At 59.4% G+C, this 16276-nt stretch carries 12 protein-coding genes and 1 other RNA gene; 4 read left to right on the top strand and 9 right to left on the bottom strand.

What is annotated here, in order from left to right:
* The 7 genes from SOR61_RS08335 to purC all read right to left on the bottom strand — a co-directional run.
* Positions 1–794, bottom strand: a 794-nt coding sequence (locus tag SOR61_RS08335) for an acyl-CoA dehydrogenase family protein (protein ID WP_320612203.1), incomplete at its 3' end; no start/stop codon positions are given.
* Positions 795–1087: 293 nt separating this feature from the next.
* Positions 1088–2482 carry an MATE family efflux transporter gene (locus tag SOR61_RS08330; RefSeq protein ID WP_320612202.1) on the bottom strand — a complete coding sequence of 465 codons (1395 nt, stop codon included), beginning with the start codon at positions 2480–2482 and terminating at the stop codon, positions 1088–1090.
* A complete protein-coding gene (locus SOR61_RS08325; RefSeq protein WP_320612201.1) occupies positions 2483–3079 on the bottom strand; it encodes a cytidylate kinase-like family protein in 597 nt (198 codons plus the stop codon).
* Between the two features lie 133 nt (positions 3080–3212).
* Positions 3213–3557, bottom strand: an RNA gene (rnpB, locus tag SOR61_RS08320) — RNase P RNA component class A.
* Positions 3558–3696: 139 nt separating this feature from the next.
* A complete protein-coding gene (gene nadE / locus SOR61_RS08315; RefSeq protein ID WP_320612200.1) occupies positions 3697–4425 on the bottom strand; it encodes an NAD(+) synthase in 729 nt (242 codons plus the stop codon).
* 53 nt (positions 4426–4478) lie between these two features.
* The gene (glmS, locus tag SOR61_RS08310) at positions 4479–6305 is read right to left on the bottom strand and encodes a glutamine--fructose-6-phosphate transaminase (isomerizing) (protein ID WP_320612199.1); all 1827 of its coding nucleotides are present in this window, start codon (positions 6303–6305) and stop codon (positions 4479–4481) included.
* Between the two features lie 66 nt (positions 6306–6371).
* Positions 6372–7088, bottom strand: coding sequence for a phosphoribosylaminoimidazolesuccinocarboxamide synthase (purC, locus tag SOR61_RS08305; protein ID WP_320612198.1), 717 nt, complete (start codon positions 7086–7088; stop codon positions 6372–6374).
* Positions 7089–7395: 307 nt separating this feature from the next.
* Here purC and glnA point away from each other — a divergent pair, with 307 nt between their 5' ends.
* The 3 genes from glnA to carB all read left to right on the top strand — a co-directional run bounded on the left by glnA (position 7396) and on the right by carB (position 14118).
* Positions 7396–8727, top strand: coding sequence for a type I glutamate--ammonia ligase (gene glnA, locus SOR61_RS08300; protein WP_320612197.1), 1332 nt, complete (start codon positions 7396–7398; stop codon positions 8725–8727).
* Positions 8728–9022: 295 nt separating this feature from the next.
* Entirely contained in the window at positions 9023–10096 is a 1074-nt protein-coding gene (locus SOR61_RS08295; protein ID WP_320612196.1) for a carbamoyl phosphate synthase small subunit, read from the top strand.
* Positions 10096–14118, top strand: coding sequence for a carbamoyl-phosphate synthase large subunit (carB, locus tag SOR61_RS08290; RefSeq protein WP_320612195.1), 4023 nt, complete (start codon positions 10096–10098; stop codon positions 14116–14118). The genes SOR61_RS08295 and carB overlap by 1 nt, the downstream gene beginning before the upstream one ends.
* Before the next feature lie 78 nt (positions 14119–14196).
* Here the strand turns inward: carB and SOR61_RS08285 are convergent, their stop codons facing one another.
* Together SOR61_RS08285 and SOR61_RS08280 are read right to left on the bottom strand one after the other, a co-directional pair.
* Positions 14197–14532 carry a branched-chain amino acid transporter permease gene (locus SOR61_RS08285; RefSeq protein WP_320612194.1) on the bottom strand — a complete coding sequence of 112 codons (336 nt, stop codon included), beginning with the start codon at positions 14530–14532 and terminating at the stop codon, positions 14197–14199.
* Positions 14529–15233: an AzlC family ABC transporter permease gene (locus SOR61_RS08280; RefSeq protein WP_320612193.1), complete on the bottom strand. Its 705-nt coding sequence runs from the start codon at positions 15231–15233 to the stop codon at positions 14529–14531. The genes SOR61_RS08285 and SOR61_RS08280 overlap by 4 nt, the downstream gene beginning before the upstream one ends.
* 183 nt (positions 15234–15416) lie before the next feature.
* Between SOR61_RS08280 and SOR61_RS08275 the strand changes: the two genes are divergently transcribed.
* Positions 15417–16220 (top strand): ZIP family metal transporter, encoded by an 804-nt coding sequence (locus SOR61_RS08275; protein ID WP_320612192.1) that lies wholly within the window; start codon positions 15417–15419, stop codon positions 16218–16220.
* Positions 16221–16276 lie beyond the last annotated feature (56 nt).

Below are 16276 nucleotides of genomic sequence, written 5' to 3'. Positions count from 1 at the left end.
TCGTCCAGAGCGCGGCGAGCGATACCGACAGCCAGAGCGCCGACGCAAGCACGGGACTTGTCCAGGGTCTTCATAGCGAAGCCGAAGCCCTTGCCCAGGCCTGCCTCACCACCAACCAGGTTGAAGGCGGGAACGCGAACGTTGTCGAACTTCAGGGAGCAGGTGGAGATGGTACGGAAGCCGCACTTGTCCTCATACTTGGTGACGGAGAAACCGGGGATGCTGGTGGGAACCATGAATGCGGAGATGCCCTTGGTGCCCTGGGAAGGATCGGTCATAGCGAACACGCAGACGATGTCAGCCTCACCGCCGTTGGTGATGAAGCACTTCTCGCCGTTGATGACCCACTCGTCGCCTTCCTTGACAGCAGTGGTCTTAACGTTGGAAGCATCGGAACCGGACTGGGGCTCGGTCAGAGCGAAAGCAGCGTAGCCCTTGCCCTCGATGATGTGCTTGGCGAAGTACTGAACCTGCTCGGGGGTGCCGCCGATCAGAATGGGCTTCAGAGCCAGGTTGGTGGTCTGCATGACGGAAGCGAAGTTGCCGTCATAGTAACCCATCTCTTCGTACATAACCTCAGCAACTTCCAGAGGAACCTTGTTGCCGCCGAATTCCTTGGGGATCTCGAAGGTGTTCAGGCCCAGCTTGAAAGCCTTATCATAAGCTTCGAAGGGGATAGCCTTGGAAGGATCAACAACCTTGTCCCAATCCAGCATGATGGGCTCGATTTCCTTCTTAGCAAACTCGCCAATAACTTCTACCCAATGCTTCTGTTCTTCGTTCAGTAACCGCATGATAATCTACCTCCAATAAATAATATCAGTTTTACTGACAGATATTCACCTGCCTGCGGAGACACCCCTCAGACAAGCTAAAACACTGCCCAGACCCAAAAGAGGGCTTGGACAATTGTTCTCAAAATAACAGTTGGTCTGCAACCGAAAAGGGCGGCCGAAAAGGGGGTTTTCAACCCGGCGGACAACCTTTTAAATGGTCACAGGTTCACTAACTTACATACTCATGATACTGCCTAAATTCAACAAAATAAATCGGACCAATTAACTAAATTCTTCCCGTTTGTACTTAATTATTCTACTGCATTCTCTTTCCGCTCTTCCCGGCTCTCCAGGGGCAGGATGATCCTCTTCACCGCCCGGCGCAGAGCCGCCCCGGCCAGCACGCCCGTGACCACTTCCGCCACAGGAAACGCCCACCAGACCAGGTTCAGATCTCCGCTGAGGGAAAACAGCCAGGCCAGGGGCAGCACCAGCAGCAGCTGCCGGGAGACCGAGAGCATCATGCTCACCGTTCCCCGCCCCAGCGCCTGGTACACCGAGGAGACCACGACCGTAAAGCCCCCCAGCACAAAGCAGAGGCTGAGAATGCGCAGCGCAGGGACCCCCATGTCCAGCATCTCCGGCGAGGCTTCAAATAAGGTGAGCAATTGAACCGGTAAGGTCTGGAAAACCAGCAGAGCTGCGCACATAATGCCTACCGCGCAGAAAATTGCCAGCCGAATGGTCCCGGTGATCCGTCTGGCCTGCCTGGCCCCGTAATTATAGGCCAGAATGGGCACCATGCCATTGTTCATCCCGAACACCGGCATGAACGCAAAGCCCTGGAGCTTATAGTAGACGCCGTATACCGCCGCCGCTGTCTGGGAAAAGCCCACCAGGATCTGATTGAGCCCAAACACCAGCACAGAGGCCGCCATCTGCAGCAGGATAGAGGGGACACCTACCTTATAGATCTGACGGATCACGGCGGCGTCAGGGCGCACATCTCGCAGGGTAATGGTGAGCTCCCGGTTTTTCTTCCAGTGAAAATAGATGCCGAACAGCATCCCGATCATCTGGCTGATGACAGTAGCCACCGCCGCCCCTTTCACCCCCATGGCCGGGGCGCCCAGCAGGCCGAAGATCAGGATGGGGTCCAGGACCATGTTCAGCACCGCTCCGATCATCTGCACCAGCATACTGTAAAAGGTCTTCCCTGTGGATTGCAGCAGCCGCTCCAGGAATATCTGGCCAAAGCACCCCAGGGAGAGGACCGTCACCCAGAACAGGTAGTCGGTCCCCAGGGCCAGGATCTCCGGGTCATCCACCTGTACCTGAAAGTACAGGCGGGTCCCGAAAAAGCCCAGCAATGCAAAAACCGCATAGCTGGCCCCGCCCAGAAAAAGAGCGTTGCCCGCTGTGCGGTTTGCCATGGCAAAGTGTTTCTCCCCCAGATTTCGAGAGAGAAAGGAGTTGACACCCACGCCGGTTCCCGTCGCAACGGCAATCATCAAAAACTGGACCGGATACGCCAGAGACACTGCGGTCAAAGCCGCCTCGCTGATGCGGGCGACGAACATGCTGTCCACCGTGTTGTACAGGGCCTGGATGAGCATCGACAGCATCATAGGCCCGGACATGGTCAGCAGCAGGCGGCCGATGGGCATGGTGCCCATCTTGTTTTCCCGGGCCGGCGTGGGTCTCATTTATTCGACCCCCTCGGGAAAGGAGAGCGCTGCGTGTTTCAGTACATTCACCGCAAAGTCCACGCCGTAGACGCTGCTGATGGCCAGGTGGTAATGGCGGGCGTCCCCCCACTTGTTCTGAGAGAAATAGTTGTAGAAGGAGGCGCGCTTCTTATCCTTTTTCCGGACGAAATCCTCCATGTTGTTGGCCTGCTTCTCATAGACCTGGTGGGCCCGCTTGGCCCGGAACTCCACCGGTGCATGGATGAACACGTTGAGCAGGTCCTTCCGCTCCCGGAGCACATAGTCGGCGCACCGGCCCACGATGACGCAGGGGCCTTCCTCCGCCACCTGGCGGATGATCTTGCTCTGGACCAGGAAGATCTGGTCGTTCATGGGCAGCTGCTGGGCGCCCATATACAGGCCGTAGAGAAAGCTGGTGGACTTCATCTGCTCGGTCTTTTTGATGTACTCGGCAGACAGTCCGCTCTCTTTGGCCGCCATGAGGATGAGCTCCTTATCATAGAAGGGAACGCCCAGTTCCTTGGCCAGCCGCTCGCCGATGGCGCGCCCGCCAGATCCATATTCTCTTGAGATGGTAATCACCGGAATGCCCATAGAATTCCTCCTTCATCTACATTCCCTGGAAGGAGGGAGCCTGGACAGCACCGCTGTCCGCTCCCATATCTTGAAAAAGCCCACCAGACCTTTCGCCATAACAAAAGCTCGGTGGGCCTCTCCAAATCGTGATGCGGCAAGTAAGCCTGTAAGCCGGGTTCTGTGTTCGACAGCCATCTATCTAGGCGCACCGTTGCCGGTACGCTCCAGCCACCTCCCCGGGGAGACCGGGCCGGTCCCATTCCCCTCCACGGTGTTGCTCCGGATAGAGTTTACATCACCGGACACTTCCGAGCCGGCGGGTGAGCTCTTACCTCACCTTTCCACCCTTACCTGGATAAACCAGGCGGTATCTCTCTGTTGCACTTGTCCTGAAGTCGCCTTCGGCGGGCGTTACCCGTTATCCTTGCCCTATGGAGCCCGGACTTTCCTCATGGACGGCCTTTCGGCCTGGCCACGCGGCTGTCCAGCTTGCTTGCACTTTTTTATTTTACTCAATTCCCTCCCCCTTGTCAATCGCAGGAACCGGTTCCCTCCCGATTTCTCTCCGTCCCTTTTCTCCAAAAAAGCCGCCCCACTGGGTTTCCCAGTGGGGCGGCAATCCGGTTTTTAGAGATTCAGTCGTGGTAACGGAGAGGGTCCCGCCGCTTGTGCTCGCTGCGGGCATGGTACCGGTCCACAATGGCCTTATCGTGCTCGTTGGCCTTGCCGGTGGTAATGTACTCGTCAATGGCCTTATAGGTCACGCCCATGTCCTCCTCGTCGGTCTGGCCCTCGAAGAGCCCGGCGGAGGGCGCCTTGGTGATGACTGCCTCCGGCGCTTTCAGGTAGCGCAGGAACTCAAAGACCTCGGTGGCGGTCAGGTCAGCGATGGGGTTCAGGTCATAGGCCCCGTCTCCCCACTTGGTGAAGTAACCCATGTGGATCTCGCTGGCGTTGCCGGTTCCGGCCACCAGACGGTTCTCGCTGGCTGCCACGGCGTAGAGGGTGATCATCCGCAGACGGGGCGCAATGTTGCCAATGGCCGCGTCGTTCAGGGTGGTGATCCCGGAGAGGTTCTGCACTGCCAGCTCCTTCTGGGCTGTCAGGTCCACCAGACGGGTCTTGATATGGAACTGGTCTGCCACTTCCATTCCGTCGTCCTTGTCAATGGTGAAGTTCCGCTTGGAGCTGCAGGGCAGGATAATGCCCTCCGTATTGTCACAGGCCATCTTGCAGAGAATGCCTACCAGGGCGGAATCCTTTCCGCCGCTGTTGCCGAAAATAATGCCGTCGGCGTGGGCGTCCTCCACGGCCTTCTGAATAAATTTGATTCGTTTCTCGGTTTCTTCCGCGTAGTTGCGCATGGTTTCTGACTCCTTTCCCGGGTGGGAAGTGGTTCCCTCCCCCAAGACCGCCCTTATTCCACGGTCACAGACTTGGCCAGGTTCTTGGGCTTGTCAATGTCGCAGCCGTTGGCCTTGGCCACATAGTAGGCGAACAGCTGCAGGGGAATGATCTCCGGCAGAGAGTTGAACAGAGACTCTGTCCGGGGAATGAACAGCACGTCATCCGCCTCGGCAAAGATCTGGCGGTTGCCCTCCAGCACCACGGCCAGCACCTGGGCGCCCCGGGCCTTCACTTCCTTGATGTTGCTCATCATCTTGTCAAACAGCCGCTCGTAGCAGGCCAGGGCGATCACCGGACGGCCCCGCTCGATGAGGGCGATGGTCCCGTGCTTCAGTTCCCCGGCGGCGTAGGCCTCCGAGTGGAGGTAGGAGATCTCCTTGAGCTTCAAAGAGCCCTCCATGCAGGCGGCGTAGTCCAGGTTCCGGCCGATGAAGAACAGGTTGTTGTGGCTGTGATACTTCTCTGCCAGGGCCTGCACGTTGGGGTTCAGGTCAATAGCACGCTGCACCAGGCTGGGGAACTCCAGAATGGCGTCCACCAGCTGCTTGTTCTGCTCATCGTCCAGCTTTCCCAGCCGGCGGGCCAGGTACACAGCCAGCATATCCATCACCGCCACCTGGGTGGTGTAGCCCTTGGTGGTGGCCACGGCGATCTCCGGCCCCGCCCAGGTGTACACCACGTCGTCGGCCAGCTTGGCGATGGTGCTGCCCACCACGTTTACAATGGCCAGCACCCGGGCGCCCCGGGCCTTGCACTCCTTCATGGCTGCGATGGTGTCTGCTGTCTCGCCGGACTGGGACACCACCACCAGCAGGGTGTGCTCATCCACCAGGGGGTTGCGGTAGCGCAGCTCCGAGGCCAGATCGGCCTCCACCGGGATGCGGCAGAGCTGCTCGATGACGTACTTGCCCACGCTGCCGGCGTAGAAGGCAGAGCCGCAGGCGGTGATCATCACCTTGTTGATCTTTTTCAGGTCCTCGTCGGTGAGGGAGAAGTCGTCCAGCACCACTTCCCCGTCCTTGATCCGGGGTTCAATGGTGGACTTCAGGGCGTTGGGCTGCTCCATGATCTCCTTGAGCATGAAGTGGCCGTAGCCGCCCTTCTCCGCAGCGGCGATATCCCAGGCGATCCGGGTCACCTCTCTGGGGACCTCCTTGCCCAGGGTATCATAGACGGTGATCTGGTCGGGGGTCATATCGGCGATCTCCCCGTCCTCCAGATAGATGACGTTCTTGGTGTAGGCCACCAGGGCGGTCACGTCGGAGGCGAAGTAGTTCTCGCCGACCCCCACCCCCAGGATAAGGGGGGCAGCCTGCCGGGCGGCAATGAGCCGTCCTCTCTCCTCCTGGCAGAGGATGCCCAGGGCATAGGCCCCTTCCAGGCGGGCCACCGTCTTCATGACGGCCTTTTTCAGGTCGCCTTCGTAGTACAGGTCCAGCAGGTGGACGATCACTTCCGTGTCCGTCTCACTCTTAAAGGCAAAGCCTTTCGCTTTCAGCTCTTCCCGCAGGACCGCGTAGTTCTCAATGATTCCGTTGTGCACAATGGCAAAGCGACCATTGTTGCTCATGTGAGGATGGGCGTTCACATCCGTAGGCTCCCCGTGGGTGGCCCAGCGGGTGTGTCCGATCCCGCATGTTCCGGGCAGGAGCGTCCCCCCCTGGGTCTTCTCCTCCAGGTTTTTGATCATGCCGATGGTCTTCATCATGTTGATCCCATCGTCGCCCAGCACTGCCACTCCGGCAGAGTCATATCCTCTGTATTCCAGCTTTTTCAGCCCGTCCAGCAAAATGGGGGCTGCGCTCTGGCTGCCGGTAAAACCGACAATCCCACACATCAGCGTTTCCTCCTTTTTCCGTGCGTCGGGTCAGGCGTGGCCCTGGCCCCGCTTCAGACGGTCTTCTCAGGCCTTCTCGCCCATCAGGCGGCGCATGACCTCCTGATAAGCCCCTTCCACGTTGCCCAGGTCCCGGCGGAAACGGTCCTTGTCCAGCTTCTCGTTGGTCTCCTTGTCCCACAGGCGGCAGGTGTCGGGAGAGATCTCGTCAGCCAGGATGATGGTGCCGTCGGTGGTGCGGCCGAACTCCAGCTTGAAGTCCACCAGCTTGATGCCCACGGTGAGGAAGAACTCCTTCAGGGCAGCGTTGACCTTGAAGGCCATGTCGATGATGGTGTTGATCTCTTCCTTGGTGGCCAGCTTCAGGGCACGGGCGTGGTTGGAGTTCATGAGGGGGTCGCCCAGGTCGTCGTTCTTGTAGGAGAACTCGATGGTGGGTTCGTCAAAGACGATGCCCTCTTCCACGCCGTACCGCTTGGCAAAGCTGCCGGCGGAGATGTTGCGGATGATGACCTCCAGGGGGACGATGGAGACCTTTCTCACCACGGTCTCCCGGTCGCTCAGCTCTTCCACGAAGTGGGTGGGCACACCCTTCTTCTCCAGCATCTGCATGAGCATGTTGGTCATACGGTTGTTGATGCCGCCCTTGCCCAGGATGGTGCCCTTCTTCTGGCCGTTGAAGGCGGTGGCGTCGTCCTTATACTCTACAATGAACTTCTCGGGATCGTCAGTCCGGAAAACTTTCTTGGCTTTTCCTTCGTAGATCTGTTCCAGCTTGGTCATAGTTATCGTTCCCTTTCTGTACAAGTATTTCGCATTATTTTAATGTATGATGGGGGGCGGGGAACCCCTGGCTCCCGCCCGGAGGCTTGCTTATTCCGCTCTATTGTCCCATAAATCAGAAGAATTTGCAATGGGTTCCACCCGCTTTCTTTCCTTATTTTCCGCCGCAGGCCCCCGAACCCCCTGCTCCTCTCACTTTTTTCTTGACACGATTCCCCTGCAATATTATAATCTCAGAGAGCGGACGAGCGCTTCGGAATCCGAAGCTTCCTTGTCCTTTTTTCGTTTCAGAAAGGAGAATGGTTTTATGGGCAAATACACCAAAGAAGACGTCATCCGTATGGTAGAGGAAGAAGGCATCGACTTTATCCGCATGCAGTTTACCGATATCTTCGGACAGGCCAAAAACGTCGCCATCACCGCCTCTCAGATCAGCAAGGCTGTGAACAATCAAATCTCCATCGACGGCAGCTCCATCGAGGGCTTTACCCGTATCCATGAGTCCGATCAGTACCTGTATCCCGATCTGGACACGTTCACCATTCTCTCCTGGTATGAGCAGCAGGGCAAAGTCGCCCGCCTCATCTGCGACGTCTGCAACCCCGACGGCACCCCCTTCATCGGCGACCCCAGAAACGCCCTGAAGCGCGTCCTGGCCCGGGCCGCCGAGATGGGTTACACCTTTAACGTGGGCCCCGAGTGCGAGTTCTTCCTCTTTGAGATCGACAAGGACGGCAAGCCCACCACCAAAACCAACGACGAGGCCGGCTACTTCGACCTGGGCCCCATCGACCACGGGGACTACACCCGCCGGGAGATCTGCCTGGCCCTGGAGAACCTGGGCTTCGAGATCGAGGCCTCTCACCACGAGTGCGCCGCCGGCCAGCACGAGATCGACTTTAAATACGCCGAAGCCATGCGGGCCGCCGACAACATCATCACCTTCAAGCAGACCGTGAAAAAGATCGCCTATGCCCACGGGCTCCACGCCACCTTTATGCCCAAGCCCATCTATGGCACCGCAGGCTCCGGGATGCACATCAACATGTCCCTCTTCAAAGACGGCAAAAACGTCTTTTTTGACGAGAACGGCGAGCGGCAGCTCTCCAAGGAGGCCTATCACTTCATCGCCGGCCTGCTGGCCCACGTGAAGGGCATGACCGCCATCACCAACCCCCTGGTGAACTCCTACAAGCGTCTGGTGCCCGGCTACGAGGCCCCCTGCTATCTGGCCTGGTCTGCCTCCAACCGCAGCGCCCTCATCCGTATCCCCGCCGCCCGGGGCAACAGCACCCGCGTGGAGCTGCGCAACCCCGACCCCTCCTGCAACCCCTACCTGGCCCTGGCCGTGTGCCTGGCTGCCGGTCTGGACGGCATCGAGCGCGAGCTCATGCCCCCGGAAGAGATCACCGAAAACATCTTTGACATGGACGCGGCCGCCCGGGCTGCCAACGGCATCGAGGACCTCCCCGATTCCCTGGAGCACGCCCTCATGGACCTGGCTGCCGATCCCCTCATCCAGTCCGTCCTCGGCCCCCACATCTATCCCCAGTATGTGTCCGGCAAGGAAAAGGAATGGGCGGAGTACCGCACCCGCGTCTCCAGCTGGGAGCTGTCCAAGTACATGGTCCTCTATTAACTAACTCCGCTGCAAAACCGGGAGAAACCACTTTGGTTTCCCCCGGTTTTTCGCGGTTGGATGAATTTTTATTCGTATATTTAAATTAATATTCACTTTTTTCGTGATATTTTACAAAATAGACGGAAAATTACCCGCCGTTGTTTTCTGCCCGCAGTGCGTCTTACCAATTGACGGGGAGAAAACTTTAGGGTATACTCAAGTGTTAGAAAATTATGTTTTTCAGAGAAAGCAGCACGAAGAGAGCAACCGTTCGATTCCTGTAATTTCCTGTGTAGATGGATGGAGGAACACGATGAAAAAAGCATATCTCTATTTGGAAAATGGCCAGGTTCTGGAGGGCCAGCACTTTGGCGCCGACGGTACCGTCATGGGTGAGCTGGTCTTCACCACCGGTATGACCGGGTGCGTGGAGAGCCTCACCGACCCCAGCTACTATGGCCAGCTGGTCATTTATACCTTTCCCCAGTTCGGCAACTATGGCATCTGCCATGAAGACATGGAAAGCCCCCAGTGTCAGATGAAAGGCGTGGTGGTTCGAGAGTTCTGCGAGGACCCCTCCAACTTCCGCTGTGACGAATCCGTGGACGCCTTTCTCAAAGCCCAGAATGTGGTGGGCATCGCCGGCGTGGATACCCGTATGCTGACCCAGATGCTCCGGGACAACGGCGTCATGAACGCAGTCATCACCACCCGGGAGGACAAGCCCGACATGGACGCCCTCAAGGCCTATCGGGTCACCCAGTCTGTGGAAAACACCAGCGACACCAAGGTCCAGGTCCTCAAGCCGGAGGGAGACGCTCCGTATTCCGTGGCTCTTCTGGACTACGGCGCCAAACAGAGCATCGCCAACAGCCTCCTGGCCCGCGGCTGCCAGGTCACCGTCTACCCCTATAACACCCCCGCCGAAACCATCCTCAGCGGCGGCCACCACGGCATCATGCTCTCCAACGGCCCCGGCGACCCCGCCGATAACCCCTTCTGCATCCAGCAGATCCAGGCCCTGTTCGGTAAGCTCCCCATGTTCGGCATCTGCCTGGGTCACCAGATGATGGCCCTGGCCGCAGGCGCCACCACCAAAAAGCTGAAGTTCGGCCACCGGGGCGCCAACCAGCCGGTGAAGGATCTGGAGACCGGCGAGGTCTCCATCACCAGCCAGAACCACGGCTACGCCGTAGACGCAGACTCCCTGGCCGGAACCAAGGGCGTTCTCCGCTTCGTAAACGTCAACGACGGCACCTGCGAAGGGGTGGATTATCCCGAATACCGCGCCTTCTCCCTGCAGTTCCACCCCGAGGCCCACGGCGGCCCCCTGGACTGCCTCACCGCCTTTGACCGCTTTACCGACATGATGAAGGAGGGATTGTAATGCCGAAAGATACTTCCATTAAAAAAGTTCTGGTGATTGGCTCCGGCCCCATCGTGATCGGCCAGGCCGCCGAGTTTGACTACGCCGGTACCCAGGCCTGCCGCATCCTCCAGCAGGAGGGGATCGAGACCGTTCTGGTGAACTCCAACCCCGCCACCATTATGACCGATAACGCCATGGCCGACGCGGTCTATCTGGAGCCCCTGACCACACAGACCGTCAAGCGCATCATCGAAGAGACCAAGCCCGACAGCCTCCTGGCCGGTCTGGGCGGACAGACCGGTCTGACCATCGCCATGGAGCTGGCCCACGAGGGCTTCCTCAAGTCCCATAACGTCCGCCTCATCGGCACCAACGCCGACGCCATCGACAAGGCCGAGGACCGTCAGCTCTTTAAGGACGCCATGGCCCGCATCGGCGAGCCCACCATTCCCTCTGATACTGCCAACGACATCGAGACCGCCGTGGCCATCGCCAACCGCATCGGCTACCCGGTCATCGTCCGGCCCGCCTTCACCCTGGGCGGCGGCGGCGGCGGCGTGGCCTACTCCGAGGAAGAGCTCCGGGAAGTGGGTGCCGTGGGCCTGGACTACTCCCCCATCACCCAGGTCCTCATTGAAAAATATATCTTCGGCTGGAAAGAGATCGAGTTCGAAGTCATGCGGGACCACAAGGGTACCGCCATCACCATCTGCTCCATGGAGAACTTCGACCCCGTAGGCATCCACACCGGCGACTCCATCGTGGTGGCCCCTGCTCTCACCCTGGGCGACAAGGAGTATCAGATGCTCCGCTCCGCCGCTCTGAAGATCATCGAAGAGCTGGGCATCGAAGGCGGCTGCAACTGCCAGTTCGCCCTGAACCCCGACAGCTTTGAGTACGCCGTTATCGAGGTGAATCCCCGTGTCTCCCGGTCTTCCGCTCTGGCTTCCAAGGCTTCCGGTTATCCCATCGCCAAGGTGACCGCCAAGATCGCCCTGGGCTACACCCTGGACGAGATCCGCAACGACGTCACCGGCGAGACCTTCGCCTGCTTCGAGCCCGCCCTGGACTACGTGGTGGTGAAGTTCCCCAAGTGGCCCTTTGATAAGTTCCACGGCGCCAGCCGGAAGCTGGGCTCCCAGATGAAGGCCACCGGCGAGGTCATGTCCATTGGCCACACCTTCGAGGCCGCTCTCATGAAGGCCGTCCGCGGCGCAGAGATCAAGCTGGACAGCCTCCACTACACCGACCACTCCGGCAAATCCCTGGACGAGCGTCTGGCCTCCATGGACGACCTGCGTCTGTTCACCATCTTCGAGGCCCTGACCAAGGGTGTGTCCGTGGACCACATCCACGACATCACCAAGATCGACAAGTGGTTCATCTGCAAGCTCATGAACCTGGTCCGCTTCGAGGAGACCCTGAAAAACGGCATCACCCCCGAGACCTACCTCCAGAGCAAAAAGCTGGGCTATCCCGACCAGACCCTGGCCCGGCTCTCCGGCACTCCCGTGGCCTCCCTGCCCCACCGGTTCCCCAGCTACAAGATGGTGGACACCTGCGCAGCCGAGTTCCAGGCCCGAACTCCCTACTTCTACGCCACCTACGACGACCTCTGCGACGCCCGCACCTTCCCCCGGAAGGGCCGGGACACCGTCATCGTCCTGGGCTCCGGTCCCATCCGGATTGGTCAGGGCATCGAGTTTGACTACAGCTCTGTCCACTGCGTCCAGACCCTGAAAAAGCTGGGTTATGACGTGGTTATCATCAATAACAACCCCGAGACCGTCTCCACCGACTACGATACCGCCGACCGGCTCTACTTCGAGCCCCTCTCCCCCGAGGACGTGATGAGCGTCATCGAAGTGGAGAAGCCCGTGGGCGTGGTGGTTGCCTTCGGTGGCCAGACCGCCATCTCCCTCACCGAGTTCCTGGACAGCCACGGTATCCCCATTCTGGGTACCTCTGCTGACGGCATCGACACCGCCGAGGACCGCGGCCGGTTCGACGCTCTTCTGGAAAATCTGAACATCCGCCGGCCCAAGGGCATGAGCATTACCACCCTGGAAGAGGCCCTGGAAGCCTCTGAATCCCTGGGCTATCCCGTCCTGCTCCGTCCCTCCTATGTCATCGGCGGCCAGAACATGGTCATCGCCCACGACCGGAAGGACGTGGAGAAGTATATGAACGTCATCCTCTCCGGCGGCATCAAGAACGACGTGCTGGTGGACAAGTATATGCCCGGCACCGAGCTGGAAGTGGACGTCATCTCCGACGGCACTGACGTGCTGATGCCCGGCATCATGGAGCACATCGAGCGGGCCGGTGTCCACAGCGGTGACTCCATCGCTGTGTATCCTCCCTACAGCCTCACCGATAAGATGACCGACGTGGTGGTGGAGTGTTCCAAAAAGCTGGCCCTGGCCCTGGGCACCAAGGGCCTCGTGAACATCCAGTACCTCATCTACCGTGGTGAGCTTTTCGTCATCGAGGTGAACCCCAGAGCTTCCCGGACCGTTCCCTACCTGAGCAAGGTCACCGGCGTTCCCATGGTGGACCTGGCCACCCGGATCATGATGGGCGCAACCCTGAAAGAACTGGGCTATCCCTCCGGTCTGTGGAAGACGCCTCCTTACTACGCTGTAAAGGTCCCTGTCTTCTCCTTCGAGAAGATCAGCGACGCCAACTCCCTGCTGGGCCCCGAGATGAAGTCCACCGGCGAAGTGCTGGGTCTGGGCCGCACCTTCAGCGAGGCCATGTTCAAGGGCTTCGCCGCCGCAGGCTACCGCCACTACGCCGGCAAGGGCGTGCTGCTCAGCGTCGAGAACCATGAGCTGCCCGAGGTGGTGGGTCTGGCCAAGAAGCTGGACGACCTGAAAATGCCCCTCTACGCCACCAGGGATACCGCCCAGGCCATCCGCAGCCTGGGGATCCACGTCAACGAAATCGAGCACATCGTGCCCGGCTCCCAGGCGTATCAGCTCATGGAAGACGGCAAGATCGGTCTTATCATCTACACCGGCGCTCTGTACGACGACACCATCCAGGAGTATATCGAGCTCCACCGGGACGCCATTCGCCACTCCATCGCCTGCATCACCTCTCTGGACACCGCCAACGCCATGGCCAACATGATGGCCAGCCGGTTCCACATGGACAACACCGAGCTGGTGAACCTGAACAACATGCGCAAGGAACGGCAGCTGCTGCCCTTCGCCAAGATGCAGGGCTGCGGCAACGACTACATCTTCTTCGACAATCGGGACGGCAAGATCGCCAGCCCCGGCTCCCTGTGCATCAGCCTCTGCGACCGCCACTACGGCATCGGCGGCTACGGTATCGTCCTCATCGAGGACTCCGACGTGGCCGACGCCAAGATGCGCATCTTCAACCGGGACGGCACCGAGGGTAAGATGGCCGGCAACAGCATCCGCTGCGTGGGTAAGTACCTCTACGACAAGGACATTGTCAAGAAGGAGTACATGACCATTGAGACCGCCGGCGGCATCAAGAGCCTGCTGCTCTACATCCGCAACGGCAAAGCCAACACCATCAGCGTGGGTATGGGCAAGGCAGACCTGCTCACCGAGAGCCTGCCCTCCACTCTCCCGGGCAACAGCATCATCAACCGCCCCGTGGAGATCGCCGACGGCACCTACAACATCACCTGCGCCAGCATCGGCAACCCCCACTGCGTGGTCTTCTGCGACGATCCCTCTTCTCTGGACCTGGAGACCATCGGCCCCAAGTTTGAGTACGCCCCCTACTTCCCCGAGCGGATCAACACCGAGTTCGTCCGCATCGTGAACGAAGAGACCCTGCGGATGCGGGTCTATGAACGGGGCAACGGCGAGACCGTGGCCTGCGGCACCGGCGCCTGCGCCGCCGTTATCGCTGCTACCGAGAACGGTTATGTGGAAAAGGGTCGGGATATCACCGTCAAGCTGGTGGGCGGCGACCTCACCGTCAACTACACCGACAACGAAGTGATCCTCACCGGCGACGCCGTCATGGTTTACGAGGGCTTCGTGGAGTATTGATCTCCCTCCTATTAAAAAACGACAAGCAGAAAACCCGGCCCTTCGGTGTGTTCCGAAGGGCCGGGTTTTTACGTTCTGTTATGCAAACACCAGGCGGATGAGCACCATGTAGCAGGCCGTCCCCGCTACAATCGAGAGAAACATGTTCTTCTTCCACTTTTGCAGTACCACCACCAGGGCACCCGCCAGCAGCTCGGGCAGCCCATGGCTGCCCTGGGTGAAGTCCACGCTCTTGTAGCAGTAGATGACCAGCATTCCCATGGCCGCTGCCGGAAGGACCTTTCCCAGGTAGAGCACAAAGGCCGGAGTGGGTTTTCCCGCCGGGAAGAGCCAGAAGGAAATAAACCGGGTCAGCACCGTGGCCGCCATCACCAGCAGCAGGGTTACGATCATTTGCGGCTGCGTCATGGTCATACCTCCAGCCTCCTTTCCATGGGCCGGCGCAGGATGGTAAGGAAGAGCAAGATCCCCACCATGGCCGGGAGAATGAATCCATCCGGGCCAAAGAGCGCCAGGCACACCGCCGAGATCACCAGGCCGCTGACCCCGCTGACGTGGCTCTTCTCCTTCTCCCACTGGCTCATGAAGATCACCAGGAAGAGGGCAGTCACCACAAAGTCAATGCCCGTGGTGTCAAAGGGCAGCAGCTCCCCGCCCACAGCACCCAGAGTGGTACCGATGATCCAATAAGAATAGTCAAACAGGGAGACGAAAAAGTAGAACCATCCCCGGTCCACCCCCGGCGGGATCTCTGCGCCGCAGTTGATGGAAAAGGTCTCGTCACACATCCAGAAGATCACCGGCACCTTTTTCTTGCCCAGGGTGCCGTAGTTCTCCAGCATGGACATGCCGTAAAACACGTGACGGGCGTTGACGATGAGGGTGGCAATGAGGGTGCTCACTGGGGCAAAGGGCTGCACCAGCAGACCCGCCGCCACAAACTGCATGGACCCGGCAAAGATGAACACACTCATGAAAATCGGGTAAAGGGGAGAAAATCCCAGGGTTTTCATATAGATGCCGAAGGCCGCCCCAATGAACAGGAAACAGGCCAAGATAGGCAAGGTGTACGGAAAGGCAGCCCGGGCCACCTTGGCGATGGTTCGTTGCTTCACAAAATCCCTCTCTTCTCTCAGGTAAAAAAGCTATAAGGTTAATATTATCCAAAAAGGTCACGCACGTCAATCCTTTTCTTTCCCCCCTTCCGACAGGGAAAGGCACCATTCTCCCTCCCTCCTCATAGGATGAACCGGTTCCGGTCCTGCGTCCGGACCCAATCTATCCCAAGGAGGTCCCCTATGCTTGCCTACATCTCACAGCTGGCCTACCCCGCCCAGGCGCTGACAGCCACGCTGTTTACCTGGGCCATCACAGCCCTGGGCGCCTGCGTGGTCTTTTTCCTCCGCGCCCCCAACCGAAACCTGATGGACGCCATGCTGGGCATGGCAGGCGGCGTCATGATCGCCGCTTCCTTCTGGTCCCTGCTCTCCCCCGCCATTGAGATGGCGGAAGCCCTCTCCCTGAACCCCTGGCTCACTGCCCTGGCCGGGTTTCTGGGGGGCGGCGTGCTCCTCTTCTTCGGCGACCGTCTCTTTACCCGTCATCTGCTCCCCCAGGCGCCCGGCCAGCCCAAGCACCGGCTCAAACGCTGCGCCATGCTGGTCTTTTCCATCACCCTCCACAACATCCCCGAGGGCATGGCCATCGGCGTGGCCTTCGGCTCCCTGGCCTATGGTCTGGAGGGCAGCACCGCCGCCAGCGCCTGGATGCTGGCCCTGGGCATCGGCCTGCAAAACCTCCCGGAGGGCATGGCGGTCAGCGTCCCCCTGCGGCGGGAAGGGTTTTCCCGAAAGAAAGCCTTCTTCTTCGGCCAGGTCAGCGGCGTGGTGGAACCCCTGGCCGCTGTGCTGGGCGCCCTGCTGGTGCTGAAAGTCCGCACCTGCCTGCCCTTCCTGCTGGCCTTCGCCGCAGGCGCTATGATCTATGTGGTGGTCGAGGAGCTCATCCCCGAGAGCCAGACCAACGAAAACAAGGACTTTATGGCCCTCTTTACCCTGGTGGGCTTCTCCATCATGATGGTCCTGGACGTGGCTCTGGGATAACCCTCAGGCATAGTCCTTCCCCTGTGCGCATATGGTTCAGACAGTGAATCAAACCA

The sequence above is a fragment of the Evtepia sp. genome (genome assembly GCF_034090835.1).
GTDB lineage: Bacteria > Bacillota > Clostridia > Oscillospirales > Oscillospiraceae > Evtepia.
Note: the sequence above shows the minus strand (reverse complement) of the source record. Positions and strands in the feature narration are given on the sequence as shown.